Source organism: Frankia sp. AiPs1, assembly GCF_023716945.1.
Classification (GTDB): Bacteria; Actinomycetota; Actinomycetes; order Frankiales; family Frankiaceae; genus Frankia.
This window is the reverse complement of sequence record NZ_JAMQQF010000065.1, coordinates 1-19,836: the sequence shown is the minus strand read 5'-3', so window position 1 is coordinate 19,836 and position 19,836 is coordinate 1. Positions and strand designations below refer to the sequence as shown.

The window sequence follows — 19,836 nt, the reverse complement described above, 5'->3', positions numbered from 1 at the left end:
CCGCCGAGCCGGTCGAGCGCGCGGCGCACGGCCGGGTGCGGCTCGCGGGCCCGGGCCGCGGTGACCGCGTAGAGGATCGCGAAGACGCCGAACGCCACCTGCAGCCAGTTAGAGGTGTCGGCGTCGTCGACGTAGGACGGCACGAGGGTGAGCCCGGCGGCCCCGGCGATCGCGTACCAGGGCGCGCCCCCGACGCTGATGACCACCAGCACGAAGTACACCAGCGACGTGATGGGGAGGTAGGAGTCGCCGTTGACCTGCCCGACCGCCGCGGCGTCGAGAACCCCGGCGACGGCGGCCAGGAAGGCCGACAGGCAGAACACCAGCACCCGGGTCGTGTTCACCGCGGTCCCGCTCGTCGCCAGGCCGATCGGGCTGTCGGCCAGGGCGCGCAGCAGCCGGCCCAGCCGGCTGCGGTTGAGGGCCACCATGGCGAGGGCCGCCGCGGCGGCCAGGATCAGCACGAGGTAGTAGTAGCCGCGGTCGGAGCCGTCGAGGCCGACGGCGGACCAGCGCGGGGTGGGCACGGTGACGCCGATTCCCAGGCTGCCGAACATGTAGCCCTGGGAGTAGAACATGTACTGGACGAGGATTCCGAACCCGAACGTCGACAGCGCCAGGTAGAGCCCGGACAGGCGAATCGCCGGGATCGCCAGCAGGGCTCCGATCGGCACCGCGACGAGGCCCGCGACCACCAGCGCGGCCGCCCACGGCCAGCCCTTTTCCACGTGTAGCTGCGAGAACGTGCAGACGCCGATGGCCATGAACGTGACGTGGCACAGCGACACCTGTCCGGACGTGCGCACGAGCAGGCCGAGGGAGAGAAACAGGATCGCGTAGGCGAGAAACTCGCTGAACGCCACCAGGTGGATGCCGGCGAAGCTCGGCACGAAGCAGAGCAGCGCCAGGACGGCGACGCCGCCGGCGGACTGCAGGCGCCACGGCGTCGTCCAGGCGACGCCCGAACGCGGCACCGCGCGCAGTCGTTCGGTGAGGCGCCGCCGGGGGGCGGTGAGCAGGACGGCGAACAGGACGAGGAACGGCAGCGCGTTGGACAGCCCGGCCAGCAGGCCGCTGTCGAAGTACTTCGTCGCCAGCGAGGCGACGATCCCGATGGCCAGGCCGCCGGCGTAGGTCGCGGGCAGGCTGGTGAACCAGCCCAGCGCCGCGGCGCCGAAGGCCGCGACGACGAGGAAGGTCAGCGCCGTCGCGTCGAGGTTGATGTACTGGGCGATGAGCACACCCGACGTCGCCGCGAGCCCGATGCCGATCATCCAGGCCCATCGGCGCACGGCCACCGGGTTCGTCCCGGTGGTGTCGAGCAGCGCCGGGTCGTCGACCACGGCCCGCATCGCCACGCCGGTGCGGGCCAGCGAGAAGTAGGCGTAGAGCGCCGCGGTGGCGGCGATCCCCACCGCGAAGACGATGATGCGGTCGGCGGTCACGGTCGTGCTGCCGAGGTGGAACCCGGCGTCGGGCAGGAAGACCGGCACCTTGCGCGGTCGGGTGTCCCCGTAGATCAGCACGGCGCCGGCCTGCACGACGAGCAGGACGCCGACCGTGCCGGCCACCCGGGTCGACAGCGCGGTCGCGGCCATCCGCCGGGCGCCCTGCTCGAACGCCACGCCCAGGACCGGGCCGGCGCCGAGAATGCAGATCGCCGCCGCGGGTATCCATGGCAGTCCAGCCTGGACGTGCAGGCTGTAGAACAGGTAGGCCGAGACGGTGGCCACGGCTCCGTGGGCGAAGTTGAAGATGCCGGACGTCTTGTAGGTGAGCACGAGCCCGACACCGGCCAGCCCGTACACCGATCCCGTGGTCAGCCCGGCGATGAGGAACGGCAGCACGTGGGTCCCCTCCCTGATGTGGTCGCGACGATCCGCCGGAGATCCCGGGACGCGCCGCCTGCGCGCGCTGGAGCCGCAGTGCGCCGTCAGCCGCAGTGCGCCCTCGGCGCGGCGCATCCCGGGAGGTCGGCTCGGTCTCAGCCGGCCGCCGCCGGGTTGCCGTTCGCCGCGGGCAGGCGGTCGGTGCGGCTGCGGGGCTGGAAGCGGTGACGCATCACGGTTCCCGTCCGGTCGCGCAGCCCGACCTTCTCGTCCAGGTCCGGGCGCACCTCGCGCATCACGAGGAAGTCCGGCGAGAGCCAGGCCCGGTGGACGTACGGCGCGAAGCTGAGCAGACCCCGGGCGCCCCCGGTCGCGGCGGGCAGCATCTTGACGCGTTCCAGGCCGGCCTTCACGCCGGCCGGCGAGAGCGGGCGGGCCTTGGAGATGCCGTGCGCGATCATCTGGGCGATGTCGTAGTTGATGATCGCGAACCAGTTCTCGGGCCGGTAGTCGTAGCGGCGCTCGAAGCGGTCGAGGAAGTCCCGGGCCACCGTGTTGGTCTCGTCGTACTGGTCGCAGCCCACCCAGCCCTTGAGCGCGGCCATGCCCTGGGGCAGGACCGGGGCCGACATGAACGCCGTGCACATCACCCGGAACGGGTCCCACTGCGCCGCGGCGAGAGCGCGGTTGATGTGGACGGAGGCCACCCCGACGCCGAGGTAGGCCAGCGCGTCCGCGCCGGCCGAGCGCAGCCGCTCGACCGCCGGGCCCATCTCCGTCTCCAGCGGGTCGACCCCGTGCTCCAGCAGCACCTCGACGCCGTCGAAGTCGCAGGCGTCGCGGAAGAAGCCGCGGTACTCGTCGCCGATCGCCGTCTTGTCGTAGACGACGGCAACGGTCTTGATCCCCTTGACGGCCAGGTAGTTCGACATCACGTAGGGGTCCTCGGCCAGCGACCCGTTGTTGATGTTGAAGCACCACTCGCCGTACCAGAGGTCCGTGCCGCACATGGCCACGGACGGGACGTGGCCCTCCCGGTCGTTCCACTCCCGGAACGGAATGGCGTTGTCGGAGATCCACGGGCCGTCGATGGCCACCACGCCCGCGTCGACGAGCTCGCGGCCCGCCTGGATCACGGTGTGCGCGTCGCCGGTGGGCAGGCCGTGGACGAGCTTGTAGATCACTTCGATCGGCCGGTCGATGAGGCCGTCCTGCAGTGCCTCGTCGAAGGTGAGGTCGAGCACGTCGTGCAGGAGCTGCTCGGCCTCCGGGGCGAGCGGCCAGTCGCAGAGCATGCCGATCTTCGTGGTTCCGGACACGGAGGTCCTCCTCGTGGGGACTGCGGTGATGGGGAGCGCGGTGATGGAGCGCCGGGATGACGACGCGGGATGTGGGCGCGGGGATGTGGGGTGCGTCGTCCGGGCGGTCCGGGCGGTCCGAGCGGTCCGAGCGGCGCGGGCGGTCCGAGCGGCGCGGGCGGTCCGAGCGGCGCGGGCGCGCGGGGCGCCGGGCGGATCAGGCGTTCTTGCTGCAGACCCGGCCCGCGCCGAAGGGGGTGGTCAGCTTCCCGGACTTCACCTGGGCGTACCAGGTGCAGGCCTCCTGGACGGCGGGCTTGCCCTTCGCGTAGGTCACGGGCGCGAGGATGCCGTCGAGGTCGAACCTGGGACCGAGCTTGTACAGACCGTCGTAGATCGTCTGCGAGGTGATGTCGCCACTCGCACCGGCGAGGGTCTTCGCCAGGACCTTCCCGGCGTACCACCCGGACGTCGTGCTGGTGTTGAGCAGCACGCCCGGCTGGTACTTCGTCATCGCGGCCAGGAACTCGGCGGTGCCGGGTCCGTCGCCGAACCACAGCGGCTCGGGTGCGGCGAAGACGAGGCCCTCCCACACCGGGGCGGACAGCTCGCTGTCCCGCCAGTTCTGCGGGTTGTCGATCCAGATCGGCCGGTAGTCCTGCTGGGCGCACTGCTCGACGAGCCGCTTGGCGGTGGCCAGGTCGCTGGCGGCGAAGACGGCCTCGGCGCCCGAGTCCTTGAGCTTCTGGCACTGGGCGGCGTAGCTGGTCGCCGACGCCGAGATGGCCTGGCCCGGCACCGACCGGATGCCGAGCCGGCGGGCGTGGGTGTCCAGCAGGCCGGCGGCCTGGGCACACGCGGGCACCTCGGCGCAGTACGCGACGCTCACCACCGTCTTGTGGAACAGGACCCCGGCGTTGGCGTACCCGCCGTACCCGGTGTCGTTGGTGCCGGTGACCGGGAAGAAGTTCGGGTCCTTGGTGTAGGAAACCCCGGTGGCCGTCCCGCCGAGGACCGGGATGTCGTGCTGGGAGGCGTAGCTCGCCCACGCCGCGTCCACGCCCGACTCGTGATTGCCGACGAGCGCCACGACGTGGTCCTTCTCGACGAGCTCCTTGACGTTCTGCAGGGCCTTGGCGGGCTTCCCGCCGTCGTCCTTGACGATGATCTCGACCGGATGGCCGTTGATGCCGCCGGCGGCGTTGACCCCGTCCGCCCACGCCTGCAGGCCCTTGGAACCGGCGATGGCGATGTCGGAGGCGAACCCGCTGTAGACGCCGACATTACCGATCTTGATCGGCGATCCGCTGGGGCCGCCGCTGCTCGACGGCGCCGCTGCGCCGCTCCCACTGCTCCCACCGCTGCCACCGCTGCCACAGGCGGCGGTGGCGAGGAGTAACGCTCCCACCGCTGCGGCCACGCTCGCCCGGATCCGGGCCGAGCGAGGTCGCATCGATCTGACTGCTCGCATTGGGTGTCCTCCTGGGTTGCGGGCCGGTTGCGGGCCGGTTGCGGGCGTGGGCGACGAAGGATGCCGTCGGGACGCGTACCGGACACCCGGCCGCCGGACGAAGGGCACCTCTTCCCCCGCGGCAATGGTGTACCACACATCACACATAATGTGGAAGTATGCATTTGCGCAGGTAGGGAGTGGTCTTGTGGGTCGACGGGGCGTGGCGGGGTCGGCCGGAGCCGTTCGCGGGTCGCCTCAGGGCGCCATGCCCCGAGGACCCGCCTCCCGTCGGGACGCCCCGCCCCCTTCAGGACGTACGGGCCCTCAGGGCGACCGGCCCTCGGGGCTTACAGGACCAGGACCTCGGGGCGTACAGGACCTCGGGGCGTGCGGACCTCAGGACGTACAGACCCTCAGGGCGAACTGCCCCTCAGGAGGCGTCGAACAGGCCGCGGCGCTCGAGTTCGGCCACCAGCGCGGCCCCGTGCTGCTGCAGCATCCGTTCGGCCGCCGATGCCGCGGCCTCGCCGTCGCCCTGGTCGACCGCCTCGGCGATGAGCCGCATCCACGGGGCCACGGCGTCGGCCATCCCGGGCACGGCGGTGTAGTAGGCGTCGGCCGGCAGGAGGTCGGGCACCGCGTCGACGAGATGCCGCCAGGCCGGTGAGGCGCACATCCGGCCCAGCACGTCGACGAACTCGACCATGAGCGGCCTGATCGCCTCCAGGTCCTTCTCCCCGGCGAGCCGGCCGGCGATCGCGACGAGTTCGTGCTTGTTGCGCGCGCTGGTGCCGGCCACCGCCCGCTTCAGCGCCCACCCGTAGAGCAGCGAGAACAGCTCGTAGTTGTCCCGGATGCGATCGCGGTCGACGTGGCAGACGAACGCGCCGCGGTGCGGGCGGATCTCCAGGATGCCCTCGGACTCCAGGGCGATGACGGCCTCGCGCACCGGGGTGTTGCTCACCCCGAGCACCCGGGCCACCTCGTCCTGGGGGATGCGCTCCCCCACCCGGATCTTGCCTTCGAAGATCTGCTCCTTGATGTAGTCACCCACGCTCATGCGGACGCGCTCGCGGGTGATCGGCCGGGTGGGTAGGCGGGAGGCCGCCTCGTGAGCTGGAGCTTTCGACGCCACGCCTGCGGCTCCTCAGCAGGACGGAGGGAGGGCACAACCCGGCCGCGCCGGAATCACACATGATACAGAAAACGTGCCGCCGCACGCGCAACCGGCCGACGCACGCCGCATCGCCGAGCAGCTCGGGGCGGCACCTGGTCCTCGACCAGCTCCGCGGGCAGGGTCGCGACGACCTCGTCGACGCGACCCTCCGGGCCCGCCCTCGGCGGATCGGGACCTGCCTTGACGGTCCGGGGTGGGCGGGTCGGCGCCCGCCCACCCCGGACCCGCGCCCACCGGCGACCTGTTCAATGAACGGGGTTCGTCGAAGCGGCAGGGAATGCCCTCAGAGGAACACCACCAGCGGCGTCAGAATCGCCATGAGGACCACGGAGATGGCGGCGGCGCCAAGAAAGCCGGCCAAGGCCGGACGACGGTCGTTCAGGCCCAGTTGCAGACCGGGAAAGGACTCCGGGAGCTGAGCCGATCGGACGGTCCGACCGACGACGCGAACCGGGATGCCCGTGCGCTCGAACAGCCTGCGCGTGCGTTCGCGGTTCAGCGCGGTACCGATCATCATGAGCGGCGGAGCCGGTGACACGCGTTCGACGATGACGCGGATCCGTGGGCCCGAGGTGGCAATCTGGCGAACGCTGACCAGGCTCGCGAGGCGCACATCGGCGCACGGGACCGTCTTCGCCCGCCCCAGCCAGTCGACGAGCGTCAGATTCCCGTCGCGGACGATGACGCGCTCCTGAAACTTCAGGACGCCCACCCCGGCCACCATCGTGACAAGCGCAATACCCAGCCCGGTCAGGAACCACCCGTCGCCGACGGCGCCCTCGCTGTGTGCCGCCCGCAGGACGGAGGCGGCCAGCCCGGCCGCGAGGATTGGCAGCAGGCCCAGCATGCGTGCCCGGGACGGTCGGACAGTCGGTTCCGCGTCGCCTGAACCCCCGTTATCCGTCATGTCGTCGGTGTTTCCCGGCGGGGAGAGAACAAACAGTCGGCGTTTCCCCTAGCCAGGCGTGCGGCGCCGGCAGGGACAGGCACAGACCGGCCGCGCCGCATCACCGATCCGCATCACCGATCCCCATCATCGATCTGCATCACCGGTCCGCGGATACCTGGGCCGCCTCACCGCCGCCGGCCACCAACGCATCGGCGGCCACCAGCGCATCGCCGGCCACCAAAGGATCGCCGGCCACCAACGAATCGGCGGCCCACAAAGGATCGCCGGCCAGCGACGCATCGGCGGCCAGCATCGGGTCGGCGGCCAGCATCGGGTCGGCGGCCAGCATCGGGTCGCCGAGCTTCCACAGGGCGACGGTCAGCAGGAGCCCGCCGACCAGCGCGAATCCCGCCAGACCGGACAGGGCGAGATCGGCCGGCCCGGGTGCCTCGGCCGCCCACGCGGTCCGCAGCCGGTCCACCGGCGACAGGGACGCGAGCGCGGGATTCCGCCACGCCAGGTCTCGAGTGATCATTGTCAGGGTGAGCAGGGCCAGCGCGGCGACGAGCACGACCGTCGGCAGCCCCCGCCGGCCCAGCGGGAGCGCCCGCCAGCAGACCGCGACGACGCATGCGAGCACCGGCAGCATCGGCAGCAGGTAACGGGTGAACGCCGCGCCGCCGGCGGCCGCGTATCCCACCAGCGTGGCGATGACGAGCAGGCAGTGCGCGACCAGCAGGATCCAGACGACGCTCCCGGCCAGCCGAGCACCCGGCTGGCGCCGCCCCTGCTCCGACCCCGCCCCCTGTCCCGACCCCGGCGGCCCGCTCCCCCGCGTCCCACCGCCGTACAGCCCGGCGCTGATCGCCAGCGAGTCCGGGGCCCGAGCGGCCGAGATCTTCGCTGTCAGGACCCGTACCACCGCGGCAAGCACACCCGCACCGGTGACGATCGCGAATCCGACGGCCATCCTCTCGGCGTAGCCGGTCAGCAGGGAGACCCGGCCGAACAGACCGCGATAGACGTGCCACCAGAACTCGGGATCGCGCACCACCTGCTGCGCCGACGGCCGCGGTCCCCGGATCGGGAGCATCGCGGCGATCCGGCCGAACGCGGTGGGGTCGCCGTACCGGTGCACGTTGCGCAGGTAGAACCAGCCGGTCGCGGCGAAGGTCAGCGCGGCGAGCCCACCGGCCACGGCCAGGCCGCGGCCGGCTCGCCGAACCAGGCGGCCGGCGGTGTGCGCCGCAACGACGACCCCGACGGCCGGAACGACGACCATCAACGCCACCGCTCCGCTCGCCCGGCTGGCCGCGGCCGCCGGGCCGAGCACCGCGAGCGCCAGCAGCGTGCGCGGCCCCGGTCCCCGGCGCGCGATCGCGACGGTCACGGCGAGCAGGCCGGTGATGGTCGCCACCGCGATCGTGTCGTTGTAGACCTGCCCGGACGGGAACACGAACAGGCCGACCGCACCGGTGATCGCCGCCGCGCCGACCGCGGCGCCCGGCTGTCTCGGCAGCACGCCCCGGACCAGGGCAGCCGTCGCGATCAGGGCGGTCACCCCGAGCGCGATGTTGACTCCCCGGGCGGCCCGGAAGCCGGCCAGCGGGTGATCCACGGCGATGCCGGACCGAAGCGGGACGGCCTCGACCGCGTAGAACAACGGCGGATGGTTCGCGGTGTAGACGACGTCGAAGTTGGTCAGCGGCCGACGCAGCCGCCGCCCGCACAGGTGGTCGGCGTGCACGTTCACCGCGGCGCGGAACTGCCGGGGCGAGACGCGGCACCCGGCCGGCAGCCCCGGCATGCCCGGAATGCGGGAGCGCACGGGTGTGTCCAGCCCGGGCAACGATCCGTCGGCCACCGCAAGCGCGTACGCGGTGTGCTGCGCCTCGTCAGCGCTGGCAAAGGGCGGCACGACGACGGCGACCAGCACTCCGAGCGCCGAGAAGACCATCGCGGCCGCGACCACTCCGACCACCAGCCACCGACGTCCGCAATGATTGCCCGGCTCGGAACCGACCCGGTCTGCGACCTTCAACCACCACACCCCAACGCCGGCCGTCCGAGGAAACATCGGCCACGCTCGGCCTGGCGGCCACCGTAGCGCCTGCCGCGCCACGACTGCCCGGCGGATCGGACTTCCCGGCACCTACGGGACATGGATGGACATGGACGAGACGTGGACGAGACGTGGGTGGACCTGGAGTGGACGCGGTGAACAGCGTTGACATGTCCGCGGATGGTCTGCGACGCTGCAGCTCCCACAGCCGGCGAGGCGCAAGGGCGACGAAGACGGAGCTGTCTCATGGGCGCTATCGATCTGTCCGGGTACGAGGTCACCGACGCCTTCTTCGGGGCGCCGTTCATCGAGGTGGACGAGGAACGTGAGCGCCCGTCGCCGCACCGTTTCGTGCAGGGCGGCTTCGCGGGTACCGACACGGAGTTCGCCTTTTACTTCCCGCCCGCCGAGTACTACACGGGTCGCATGTTCCAGCCGCTGGAAGGCGGCAACGGCGGCCACGCGGTCACCTTCGGCGGCGGCATTCTCGGCGAGATGTTCCAACGCATCGCCATGAGTGCCCGCCTCGGCGGCTACATGGTCGAGTCGAACCAGGGGCACAAGGGCGACGACTACGACCCGAAGGCCGGCCAGGACCCGACCCTCTACGGCCACCGCGCCAGTGCCGAGGCCGCACGGTTGTCCAAGTACGTCGCCGCCCAGGTGTATGGCAGCGCCCCGCATCACAGCTACGTCTGGGGTGGCAGCGGCGGCGGGCGGCGTTCCCCGCTCTGCCTGGAGAACGCGCCCGGGGTGTGGGCCGGATGCATGCCGTCGACCAGCGGCGGCGAGATCGCCGAACCCGGCAACACCGAGCGGGTCAAGGCCGGCAGCATCATGTCCTTCGGCCAGATGTTCAACGTCCAACGGCTCCTCGGCCGCGACAAGATCATCGCATTGGCGGACCGGATGGCGCCGGGCGGCAGCGGCGACCCGTTCGAGGGACTCGGCACGCACGAGCGCGAGGAACTGGCGTCGCTGTACCGGCAGGGTTTCGCCCGCGGCAACGAGTTCATGATCAGTGAGCCGATGGGCCAGATGTGGCTGTGGACCTCGCTGGCCGACGAGCTGCACCGCGAGGACCCGGACTACTTCGCGAACTTCTGGACGAAGCCGGGCTACGTCGGACACGATTCGCCCGAACTGGTCGAGGCCGACCTGATCCACCAGACCGGTCGGGTCGTGCGCACCCTGTCGGCCCGCGACCTGAACGAGTCGGCCGACTTCGCCGGACCCGAGTTCCAGACCATGCGGATCCTGGCGGCGATCGTCGGCGCGGGCGGCGAGGCGTACGACTTCCCCTACGCCGTCGAGATCGAGGGCCTGAAGGGCGGCTACCGCGTCGGGACCGGCGTGAAGATCCTGACCGGGAAAGCCGCCGGGCGGTCGCTGTACGCCACCGGCGCGGCCGGTGACGTCTTCGCCTGCGACGGGCAGGGCGACGCGAACGTCCTGCGGTTCAAAGGGGTCGAGCCGGGCGACGAGGTGCTCGTCGACAACCGCAGGTTCCTCGCCTACTGCTACTTCGCCCGCCATCACGTCATGGCCGACCCCGCGTTCGCGCACCTGCTGGTCGACGGCCGGCCGATCCATCCGCAGCACCCCGTGCCGCGGATGTCCTCGCTGATGGGCGTCTGCTACTCGGGCCAGTACGAGGGCAAGGTGCTCTGGATCCACCACACCCACGACTCGTCGGTCTGGCCCGCGTGGGGCACCCTGTACGACCGGGCCGTGCGCCAGGCCCAGGGCGAAGCCGGCGCGCGGGCGAACTTCCGGATCCGCTGGACCGAGTACGCCGAGCACGGCCCGTACGGGATGGTCCCGCCGGAACCGAACCGGGTGGCCGCGACCCGGCTCATCGACTTTCGCGGCATCACCGAACAGTCGATGATCGACCTGATCGACTGGGTGGAGAACGGCATCGAACCGAGCGGCAGCCACTACACCTTCGTCGACGGCCAGGTGCACCTGCCGGCGAGCGCGGCCGAGCGGGGCGGCATCCAGCCGGTCGCGGCGGCCACCGCGAACGGCGGATCCCGGGCCGACGTCGGCGTGGGCGAGCCGGTGACCCTGACGGTCACCGCCGCCGTCCCGCCGGGCACCGGAAAGATCGTCTCGGTCGAGTGGGACTTCGACGGCACCGGAACCTATCCGTTCCACCACGCGGAGATCGACGGCACCGCCGCCGAGCTGACGGTCTCGACCACGCACACCTACGGCGTGCCGGGCACCTACTTCGCCACGGCGCGGGTGACCTCCCACCGCACGGGCGACGTGCGCGCCGAGCTGTGCCGGATCGAGACGATCGCCCAGGCCCGCACCATCGTCGCCGCAGCCGCTGACGAGACCACTGACAGGGCGGAGATCTGACGATGGCGGGTTCACTGGACGGCAGGGTCGTCCTGATCACGGGTACCGGCAGCGGCATGGGCAGAGCCGGCGCGCTGCGCTTCGCCGGCGCCGGCGCCACCGTCGTCGGCGCCGACCTGAACGTGGCGGGCAACGCCGAGACCGAGGCCATGGTGAAGGCGGCCGGCGGCCGGATGCTCGGCACGGCGCCGGTCGACCTCGGCGACCATGCCGAGGCCGAGCAGTGGGTCGAGGCGGCCGTGCAGGCCCACGGTCGCATCGATGTGCTGTGGAACAACGCCTCGGCGTGCGTGTTCGCCACCATCGACGCGATGACGGTCGAGCAGTGGGACTTCTCGATCCGCAACGAGCTGAGCATCGTCTTCGTCGTGACCAAGGCGGCCTGGCGGCACCTGATCGCCAGCGCCGGCCCGGACACGCGACCCGTGGTGATCAACACGGCCTCGGTGGCCGGGCACGGCGGTGGTCCGGGCGGGATCGCGCATTCGGCGACCAAGGCCGCCGTGCTGGCGATGACGCACGTCATCGCGGCCGAGGGTGCGCCGTACGGCATCCGCGCCGTCAGCATCAGCCCCGGCGCGATGGACACCCCGGGCTCGGCCGAGCAGCTCGCCCTGCCCGGCGCCCGGGAGGCGCTGCTGAGCCACGCGCTCGTCCCTCGCCTCGGGGATCCCGACGAGGTGGCCCGGGCCGCGGTCTTCCTCGCCTCCGACGACGCCGCCTTCATCACCGGCACCGACCTGCTCGTCGACGGCGGCCTGACCAACCACGGCTAGCGCGGATCTTGATTGTGATCAGGGGTTGGTGTGTGGGCGCCCACGATCAGGGTGCCCGCGGCGCCGGGGGCCACCGCGGCCGCATTGCGGTGCGTTCCGCGCGGTCTGGGCCCGCAGACCGTACAGTTCGTACCGCACGGCGCCTCCCGCATCCGACCTGGCTCGCTGCGTCCGCGAAACCGTGCCCGCGACACGACCTGCCACCGCGAGGGCTCGGCACGGTCCCGACGGTTCCGCGGAACCGCGCCGGCGCCGTCGGAGGCGAGCCCGACGCCAGGACGACCCCGACGTCAGGACGACCCCGACGCCCAGGACGACCCCGACGCCCAGGACCGCACGTTCCCACGGCCAGGCGTCGACGGTCCGGCATCAGGTGGCACCAAGACGCCGCCTGACCACCATCACAATCGCGACCTGAGGCCGGCGGCCCGCCTCGCCGATCGGGACGAGGTCCGGCCGCCGGTCCGGACTTCGGACTACAGGTCGGCCTCGGACTACAGGTCGGCCTCGAACCACAGGTCGGCCTCGAACCACAGGTCGGCCTCGAACCACAGGTCGGCCTCGAACTACAGGTCGGCGTGGAGCGGCTCGTCGGCGATGAGGATGCGCTCGAGCAGGCGCGGCGTCGTCCCGTAGTTGCGGACCGCGTAGTGCACGGCCGCCCGGTTGTCCCAGAACGCGACCGAACCCGGCCGCCAGGTGAAGCGCACCTGGTTCTCCGGCTTGCGGTACTGGTCGATGACGGCGGTCAGCAGCTCCTTGCTTTCGGCGCGGTCGAGCCCGATGATCGTCGGCCGCTGGGTGAAGTTCACCCAGGCGATCTTCTCACCGGTCTCCCGGTGGATCCGGACGACCGGGTGCGCGACCACCGGGTAGTCATGCCCGCTGGCGTGCAGCGCGGCCCGGAAGTCGTGGGTGACGTGGCGGCCGTCGAGGCGCTCCTTCACCTCGTCGGACAGGCCCTGGTACGCCAGCGCCGCGTCGACCCAGATGGTGTCGCCGCCGACCTCGGGCAGCTCCACCGCCCGCAGCACCGCGCCCCAGGTCGGGACGAGCCGCCAGCTCGTGTCGGTGTGGTAGGGGTCCCAGATGTCGTCGTCGTCCTGCGGGGTGTGCACCTTCGCGACCTTGTCGAAGTCGGCGGAGGAGATGCGATGGATCGCGGTGGTGCGGGCGTCGGCCTTCGCCGCGCCCGGGTGCGTGTACAGGGGACCGAACTGACCGGCGAAGTTCTCGTGCCCCTGCTGGGTCAGCTCCTGGTCGCGGAAGAACACGACCTTGTACTTCAGTACGGTCGCCCTGATCTCGTCGCGCACGGCGGGCGAGAGCGGCTGGCTGAGATCCACGCCGTCGATCTCAGCGCCGATGGTGGGCTGCAGCGGCCGGACGGCCAGCGGCGATTGCACGGGTGCCTCTACGACAGTGGTCACTGTCTGTCCCTTCGGTCGGGGGTGATGCCGGTCCGCGAGGTGATGCCGGTCCGCGAGGTGATTTCGGTCCGCGAGGTGATTTCGGTCCGCGAGGTGATGCCGGTCAGTAGTGGATGGGGCCCAGGGTGCCGCCGCCGGCGGCGATCGACTCGCCGGTCACGGCGACCGCGAGCGGGGAGGCGAGGAAGGTCACGACCGCGGCGACCTCGTCGGCGGTGACGGCCCGCCCGATGCAGATGCGCGCCGCCGCGGCCTGGATCTGCTCGTCGGACAGCACCACGCTCCCGCCGTGGTCGGCGGTCAGGGTCAGCCCCGGATGGACGACGTTGACGGTCACGCCGTGCGGACCCAGCTCGTCGGCCAGGGTCTTGGTGAGGGCGGCGACACCGACGTTGCGGATGGAACCGGAGGCGAGGCCGACCTGGCGGGCCGCCAGCCCACCGATGTTGATGATTCGCCCCCAGCCCTGCGCGACGAAGTGCGGCGTGACCGCCTGCGCGGTGCGCAGGTAGCCGAGCACCTTGACGTTGAAGTCGGCGGCGGCGTCCGCGGTGGACAGGGCGCCCACACCCCCCGGTCCGCCGGCGCCGCCGGGCCGGGCGGCGTTGTTGACCAGGATGTCGACGCCGCCGAGTTCGGCGACGGTGCTCTCGACCAGGGCCTGAACGGAGGTGTCGCTGGCGGTGTCGGTGACGATCGCAAGCACCGTCGCACCGCCCGCGGCGGACAGCTCGGCGGCGGCCGCCTTCAGCACCTCGGCGTCCCGGGCCGCGATGACGACCTGGACTCCCTCGGCGAGCAGCGCGCCGGCCACCGCCCGCCCGATGCCGCGGCTGCCACCGGTGACGATCGCTCGGCGGCCCGCAAGTTGGAGATCCACTCGTGCTCCCTGTCGGTTGTCTGGTCGCCCGACCGTGCCGCGGACGCAGCGCGAATCGGGATGGAGCCGGCCCTCCGGGGGCAGGCGTCGGCGGTCTGGATCCGATCTGACCCATCCACCTTCGCCGTTGTCCGGGCGGGGGGCGGAGGGCGGGGGATGCCGGACTGGTCCCGGGATCGCGGCGAGGGCCGTCCGCGGGACGCGGCGGACGACATCGCGCCGCGGTCGGGCGTCAGGAGTCCCGGACGTGGTGTGCCGGCCAGGCGGCGGGTCCGCCCCGGCCTTCGGCGAGGACGGCGCCTCCCCCGCCCGGCGGATCCATCGAACGAAGGATCCACCGGGACCGCGGATTCACCGAGGCCGCGGGCCCGTCGCGGCCGCGGGCCCGTCGAGACCGCGGACCCGCGGGGCGCGGAGACCGCCGCCGATGGCAGGCGACACGGGTTGGTCGGGACTGACCGGGCCGGGCTATGGGGGTCGGCGTCAGCCGCGGCGAGCCGGACAGCTCGCGGAGGTGACTCGCAGCAGGTCGATGTGCTCGCGCCTGGCCAGGTAGGCGATCGTCAACACCTCCCCAACATGAACCCGGTTTGTCGATCGGTCAAGTAGGAAATGAAAGTGACCCATGCCACATCGCGGCGGCCCCTCGGTGGGCTTCGAGCCGTCGCCCAGGGGGGCGGATCCTCAGCTCACCGTGGTGGCACCATTCCACTCGGGAAGCTTGACAATGGATTCCGCCCTGCCGCACAGTTGCGGCGCGCACCTGCTCCGGCGGCGCACCGCCGACACCTGTGCCTCCTGCCACGCGGGTTCTCCCCGCTGGGAGGACCTCTCCGCGACCCGCCTTCGCTGCTGGCGCCAGCGATGATCTGCTGAGCCCGCGTCAGGCCGGTTCCCGCCCGTCATCGAGATGGAAGGACCAGACCCTCATGACGCTGTCCACCCATGCCCCGGCCCCGACGAACCCGGTCACCCCCTGGGCCGGGCTGGTCTCCCCCGCCGAGGGTGGGCAATGGCCCCGCCCGGTGCCGGTACGCACGGTCGAACAGGAGCGGCTGCACCGTAAGCAGAAGCTCGCGGCGGCGTACCGGATCTTTGCCAAGCTCGGCCTCGCCGAGGGCCTGGCCGGCCACATCACCGCCCGCGACCCCGAACTGACCGACCACTTCTGGGTGAACCGGGCCGGCCTCGACTTCAGCCGCATCAGGGTGTCGAACCTGCTGCTGGTCAACGCGGCGGGCAAGATCGTGGCGGGGCAGCCGCCGTTGAACACGGCGGCCTTCGCGATCCACTCGCAGATCCACGCCGCCCGCCCGGACGTCGTCGGCGCCGCGCACACCCACTCGCCGTACGGCCGGGCACTGTCCGCGCTCGCGGTGCCGCTGCATCCGATCTCCCAGGACGCGTGCGCCTTCTACCTGCAGCATGTCGTCTTCGACGAGTACAACGGGGTCGTGTTGAGCGAACAGGAGGGCCGGAAGATCGCCACTGCGCTCGGGCCGCACAAGCTGGCGATCCTGCGCAATCACGGCCTGCTCACCGTCGGCACCAGCGTGGAGTCGGCGGCCGCCCGGTACATCGCCGCCGAGCGGGCCGCCAGGACCCAGCTCATCGCCGCGGCGGCCGGGCCGCTGCACATCCTGGACCACGAGACCGCCAGCTTCACCGCCGGTCAGGGGCGCAGCGACGACTCGGACCGCTGGGCCTTCGACGCCCTCTACGAGATCATCGTCGAAGAGCAGCCCGACCTGCTCACCTAGCATTCCCGACACCGGCCCCCACACCAGCTCCCACACCAGCCCCGGCACCATTCCCGGCGCCACCGCCGAGCCGGGGCCGCGGTCAGGCCGCGACGGCGACGACCGCGTAGTCCTGCGGCCCGAACAGCGCCGCGGTCAGCGCCGCGCCGACCAGCCGACCGGTTGCCTCGTCGACGCCGTCGAGCCGCAGGGTGGACAGGTCGACCTGCTCACGGGGGTGCAGCCGGCGGATCTGCGCATCCGTGAAGCCGCTGGTGGTGACCAGGAACTCGGTGAGTGCCGGTGGAAGGGGCCGGCGGTGGGTCGGGTCCAGGTAGAAGTTGCAGGCCCCCATGGCCAGGTTCGTCGGGTCGGGGGACTCGAGGATCAGCCCACCGCCCGGGTGCAGCGCGCGGCGGGCCTGCGCCAGCACGGCGAGCAGCTCGTCGGTCGCCAGATGCTCCACGACGTGGAACGCGGTGACCAGGTCCAACGTGCCGTCACCGACCGTGCGGAGATGGTCGAGCAGGTCACCGACCTCGACGCGCAGTCCCCGCGCCCGCGCCGCCGCCGCGAACATCGGATCGGCGTCGACCCCGACCGCGTCCACCCCCCGGGCGGCGAGCATCCGCAACCACTCACCGCGCCCGGGGCCGAGATCGAGCACGCCCCCGCCGGCGACGAACCGGTCGACGTCGGGCAGGTAGACCTCCAGCCGCCGACTGATTTCCTCCTCGCTGCCCCGGAATCGGTCGGTGAACGCCGGATAGTGCGCGGCGAAGCCGGTCTCGCCGGTGCGAACGGCGTCGGTTCCCATTCCCTCGGTCTCCCCGCCGCGTCCGTCCCGCATCCCTCCCGGCCGGGCATTGCCGCCCGCCGCCGCGCCCCTATCCCCCGGTGACCCGGGGCAGGGTCGCGCCGGTGTCGAGCAGGCCGATCAGCCAGCCCGGGGTGGCGCCCAGGTAGAGGGTGTTGCACAGGACCGCGGCCGTGGCCGCCGCGGGATCCTGGTTGATCAGCGCGACGAACGCGGCCAGGCCCGCCGCCTCCATGCCGAACGTCAGGATCGAGCTCCAGCGGATGGTCTCGTCGAAGTAGGCGTCGGTCCAGCCGTCCTGCGCGTCCCCGCCCCAGGTGGTGTTCCCGAAGGCCACCCCGCGGGCCCAGATGTCGCGCAGGTCGGCCTGGTCGCCCGTGCCGACGATCACCTTCTCGTAGGTGTCGGGACTGGCGGTGACGGCCCGCTCGAACGCCGAGCGCCAGATCTTCAGGTAGTCGGGGGTCGGCAGGTCGTAGTCGACCCGCAGGAAGTGACGTGCGTTGATGCGCACCGCCGACGGCCTGGGCGCCCGGTGCGGGCGGCGCTGGCCGATCGGCGGGTCCTCGGTCTTCACCACCTGGACCCCGGCGTTGTAGGCGATGCCGTGGACGGGTCCCGACGGCGCGTCCTCCCGCAGGATCGCGGGCAGGATCTCCAGGCAGCGTTCACCGCCGCCGCGTAACGCCTCGAGCCGCTGCGCCATCTGCGCGACGATGCCCTGCTCTACCTCGGCGAACGGCGGCGACAGGGTGATGCCGAGCCGCTCGATGACCGGCGGCATCCCCCAGTGTTCGCGCAGTTCCAGGCCGCCCCAGTAGCTGGAGGCCAGGATCGCCCAGGCCTGCTCGCCGACGTCGTCGACGGCGACGGTGCCCTGCATGATCGGGCCGGACAGCCGGTCGGTCAGCCAGCCGTTGAACCCGACCCAGTACGCCTGCGGGGTCGCCATCGTGGCCGCCGTGGGCGCGAACTCGTCGACGAGCCGGTCCACGAGCGCCGGCGCGGCGGGCATCACCGCGGCCAGCTCCGCCAGCAGGGGCGGCCCGTCGCCGTCCACGTGCACGGTCATGCGTACCTCCGTAAGGGCTGGCCCCCGGCCGGCCAGGCGTCGCCGGTGAGCGGTTGCAGACTGAGGTGGATGAGCTTCTCGTGCCGGGCACCCGTGCCGGCGATGAGGAACTGCTGACGTTGCGTCCAGCGGTGGAAGTACTGCACCAGGGGGACGTCGAAGTCCGGGGAGGCGCGCAGCACGAACTCCTCCAGCGCCGCCTCGGCGGTGGCGAGATCCGGCTGGCGGGCGCCGAGGAGCTCGGAGATCTCCTCGACGTCGGCGCCCTCCAGATCGGCTCCGAAGGCGTGGACGTGCTCGGCGAACCGGGTCACGGCCCGGGCGCTGTCCGCCCGGAAACCCTCGTAGGCGCTGGCGGTGGGCCATTCGTCGAGCAGCGCCATCAGGTTGGTGTACGCGGCGCTGGAGTAGGACGACCGGCGCTGCGCGGGTGGTTCGACGGTGGACAGCGGCGCGCGGGTGACCGCGGCGATGGCCTCGAGCGCCCACCGGCCGCAGCCGACGAGCCAGGTGAAGTACTCCAGCCAACTGTCGCCGGCGGCGGGGTTGCGGACCGAGTCCTCCCACTGGAACGGGGTCATCAGCGACCAGCCGGCGGTGTGGAACTCCACGGCGTCACGGTCGATTCGCTCACCGGTCACGGCCTCGTAGCGCCGCGCGATCCGGCCGATGTCGCCGAGCGGCTCCTCGCAGTCGCGGCTGCGCATCGCGGCGAACTCGGCGATCGGATCGCCGATGTAGGCGGCCTCGAAGTCGATCAGGCCGGTCATCCTGCCCCCGTCGAACAGGAACTGCGCCGCGTCGCCCTGGATGAGCGCCCGCCGCGTGCGGCCCGTCGGGACGTTGCGGCGCAGCCACCGCCACATGAACTCGATCATCGGGCTGGGCGCGGTCTTGGCCCGGCGGTAGTTGCGCTCGCCGGTGGCGTACATGTTCAGCGCCGCGGCCCGGTTGTCGGCCGGGACGGGCAGCCCGAGCGCCCCGAACTCACCCACGTCGATCGCGTGCATCCGGCACATGGCGTCGACGTACTGGTCCAGCACGGCGTCGCGTTCGCCGTCGTCGAGCGCGGTGGCGAGGTTGACCCGGCCGGGCAGCCGGTCCATGACGATCGCGGGCGGGTCGTCGATCATCCCGTGGACGCGGGGGACGGGCACGCCGTGGTGGTGCAGCACCCGGTTGATGTCGGCCTCCTGCCCGAGGGTGATCATCTCCCGGAACTTGCCGCCACGATGGCCGCGCACGTAGTACCGGTGCAGCTCCCCGTCGCTCGTCAGATCGGCGAACCAGGCGGCGCGCCACCGCTCCTGGCGCTCGAAGGACACGATGGTGCCGTCGAACTCCCGCTCCAACCAGGCCCGAACCTGCTCATCCTGGCTCACGACTCTCCCTCTCCTGAACGTCCGGCTCCCACGAACGTCCCGGCGCCCATGAACGTGCGGCTCCCATGAACGTCCGGCGAGGCTACGGATCTTTCCGGTCCCTGGCAACGGGGCGGCGCAGTCTCGTGGCGAGGCCGGCGGCGCCGAGGGCGGCCACGACCTTGGCGCCGAGTTCGATCATGCGATCCATGCCCGCGTCGCCGATCGGCTCGTAGGCGAGCGCCGCGAGTTCGTCGGTCCGATCCTCGATCCAGCGCCGGCGGTGGCGACCCTGCGCCGTCAGTTCCGGCGTCACCGCCGGCGTCGGCCCCGGCTCCGGCGTCGGCTCCGGCGTCTCGGCCTCGGCCAGCCAGCCCCGGCGGCGCAGGCTCGCGACCGAGGCGTCCCAGGCCGGCGGGTCCCAGCGCCGGGAGTCGCGCAGCAGCTCGCCGGGCCACCCCTCGTAGGCGGCGTGGATGACGAGCACGTCGATGCCGCTCAGCCCCTCGAAGACGAGCCCGGCGATGTGCCCGTCGCCCCGATGCTCGCGCAGCACCTTGGCGGCGTGCCAGATCACGAGATGGTCCTCGCGCGGCCACGGCAGCGCCGCGAGCCCGGCGAGCAGGGGACGGCCCTCCCTGTTCGCCGCGGCGGCCTGCCCGGCCGTGCGCGCGAGTTCGGCC

14 protein-coding genes and 1 pseudogene are annotated in these 19,836 nt (G+C 72.0%); 3 read left to right on the top strand and 12 right to left on the bottom strand.

Translation table 11 applies throughout. The annotated features are described in order from the left end of the window. The 6 genes from ND748_RS09510 to ND748_RS09485 all read right to left on the bottom strand — a co-directional run. On the bottom strand, positions 1-1,847 hold a 1,847-nt coding region (locus ND748_RS09510), incomplete at its 3' end, for an ABC transporter permease (protein WP_251745303.1). A gap of 137 nt (positions 1,848-1,984) precedes the next feature. Further along, complete coding sequence (locus tag ND748_RS09505) at positions 1,985-3,148, bottom strand: ABC transporter substrate-binding protein (protein WP_251745302.1); 1,164 nt, start codon at positions 3,146-3,148, stop codon at positions 1,985-1,987. Between the two features lie 196 nt (positions 3,149-3,344). Then, positions 3,345-4,535, bottom strand: coding sequence for an ABC transporter substrate-binding protein (locus ND748_RS09500; protein ID WP_251745301.1), 1,191 nt, complete (start codon positions 4,533-4,535; stop codon positions 3,345-3,347). A 475-nt stretch (positions 4,536-5,010) separates the two neighbouring features. After that, positions 5,011-5,715 carry a GntR family transcriptional regulator gene (locus tag ND748_RS09495; RefSeq protein WP_251745300.1) on the bottom strand — a complete coding sequence of 235 codons (705 nt, stop codon included), beginning with the start codon at positions 5,713-5,715 and terminating at the stop codon, positions 5,011-5,013. Positions 5,716-6,040: 325 nt separating this feature from the next. After that, positions 6,041-6,604 carry a hypothetical protein gene (locus tag ND748_RS09490; RefSeq protein WP_251745299.1) on the bottom strand — a complete coding sequence of 188 codons (564 nt, stop codon included), beginning with the start codon at positions 6,602-6,604 and terminating at the stop codon, positions 6,041-6,043. A gap of 199 nt (positions 6,605-6,803) precedes the next feature. Then, positions 6,804-8,627, bottom strand: a complete 1,824-nt coding sequence (locus ND748_RS09485; protein ID WP_251745298.1) for a hypothetical protein — start codon at positions 8,625-8,627, stop codon at positions 6,804-6,806. Between the two features lie 327 nt (positions 8,628-8,954). Between ND748_RS09485 and ND748_RS09480 the strand changes: the two genes are divergently transcribed. Both ND748_RS09480 and ND748_RS09475 read left to right on the top strand, forming a co-directional pair. Next, positions 8,955-11,078 carry a PKD domain-containing protein gene (locus ND748_RS09480; protein ID WP_251745297.1) on the top strand — a complete coding sequence of 708 codons (2,124 nt, stop codon included), beginning with the start codon at positions 8,955-8,957 and terminating at the stop codon, positions 11,076-11,078. A gap of 2 nt (positions 11,079-11,080) precedes the next feature. Continuing rightward, positions 11,081-11,854: an SDR family NAD(P)-dependent oxidoreductase gene (locus ND748_RS09475; RefSeq protein WP_251745296.1), complete on the top strand. Its 774-nt coding sequence runs from the start codon at positions 11,081-11,083 to the stop codon at positions 11,852-11,854. Between the two features lie 566 nt (positions 11,855-12,420). Here ND748_RS09475 and ND748_RS09470 read toward each other — a convergent pair. Next, the gene (locus ND748_RS09470; RefSeq protein WP_251745295.1) at positions 12,421-13,284 is read right to left on the bottom strand and encodes a TauD/TfdA family dioxygenase; all 864 of its coding nucleotides are present in this window, start codon (positions 13,282-13,284) and stop codon (positions 12,421-12,423) included. 103 nt (positions 13,285-13,387) lie between these two features. Then, positions 13,388-14,164: an SDR family oxidoreductase gene (locus ND748_RS09465; protein WP_251745294.1), complete on the bottom strand. Its 777-nt coding sequence runs from the start codon at positions 14,162-14,164 to the stop codon at positions 13,388-13,390. Positions 14,165-15,093: 929 nt separating this feature from the next. Here ND748_RS09465 and ND748_RS09460 point away from each other — a divergent pair. After that, positions 15,094-15,924 carry a class II aldolase/adducin family protein gene (locus tag ND748_RS09460; RefSeq protein WP_251745293.1) on the top strand — a complete coding sequence of 277 codons (831 nt, stop codon included), beginning with the start codon at positions 15,094-15,096 and terminating at the stop codon, positions 15,922-15,924. Between the two features lie 82 nt (positions 15,925-16,006). On the opposite strand, the gene ND748_RS09455 is transcribed toward ND748_RS09460, so the two are convergent. The 4 genes and pseudogenes from ND748_RS09455 to ND748_RS09440 form a co-directional block, all read right to left on the bottom strand. Beyond that, a complete protein-coding gene (locus tag ND748_RS09455) occupies positions 16,007-16,720 on the bottom strand; it encodes a bifunctional 2-polyprenyl-6-hydroxyphenol methylase/3-demethylubiquinol 3-O-methyltransferase UbiG (RefSeq protein WP_251745292.1) in 714 nt (237 codons plus the stop codon). 70 nt (positions 16,721-16,790) lie between these two features. Then, entirely contained in the window at positions 16,791-17,792 is a 1,002-nt protein-coding gene (locus ND748_RS09450; RefSeq protein WP_251745291.1) for a hypothetical protein, read from the bottom strand. Continuing rightward, positions 17,789-19,174: a phosphotransferase family protein gene (locus tag ND748_RS09445; RefSeq protein WP_251745290.1), complete on the bottom strand. Its 1,386-nt coding sequence runs from the start codon at positions 19,172-19,174 to the stop codon at positions 17,789-17,791. Before ND748_RS09445 ends, ND748_RS09450 begins: the two co-directional genes overlap by 4 nt. A gap of 82 nt (positions 19,175-19,256) precedes the next feature. Then, positions 19,257-19,836, bottom strand: a pseudogene (locus ND748_RS09440) (hypothetical protein); the annotation flags it as partial.

What these genes read in the sequence shown, in the direction of transcription:
- ND748_RS09490 (WP_251745299.1), bottom strand. Translation starts at nt 6,604, where the DNA reads ATGCTGGGCCTGCTGCCAATCCTCGCGGCCGGGCTGGCCGCCTCCGTC.
- ND748_RS09480 (WP_251745297.1), top strand. Translation starts at nt 8,955, where the DNA reads ATGGGCGCTATCGATCTGTCCGGGTACGAGGTCACCGACGCCTTCTTC.
- ND748_RS09475 (WP_251745296.1), top strand. Translation starts at nt 11,081, where the DNA reads ATGGCGGGTTCACTGGACGGCAGGGTCGTCCTGATCACGGGTACCGGC.
- ND748_RS09460 (WP_251745293.1), top strand. Translation starts at nt 15,094, where the DNA reads ATGACGCTGTCCACCCATGCCCCGGCCCCGACGAACCCGGTCACCCCC.
- ND748_RS09455 (WP_251745292.1), bottom strand. Translation starts at nt 16,720, where the DNA reads ATGGGAACCGACGCCGTTCGCACCGGCGAGACCGGCTTCGCCGCGCAC.
- ND748_RS09450 (WP_251745291.1), bottom strand. Translation starts at nt 17,792, where the DNA reads ATGACCGTGCACGTGGACGGCGACGGGCCGCCCCTGCTGGCGGAGCTG.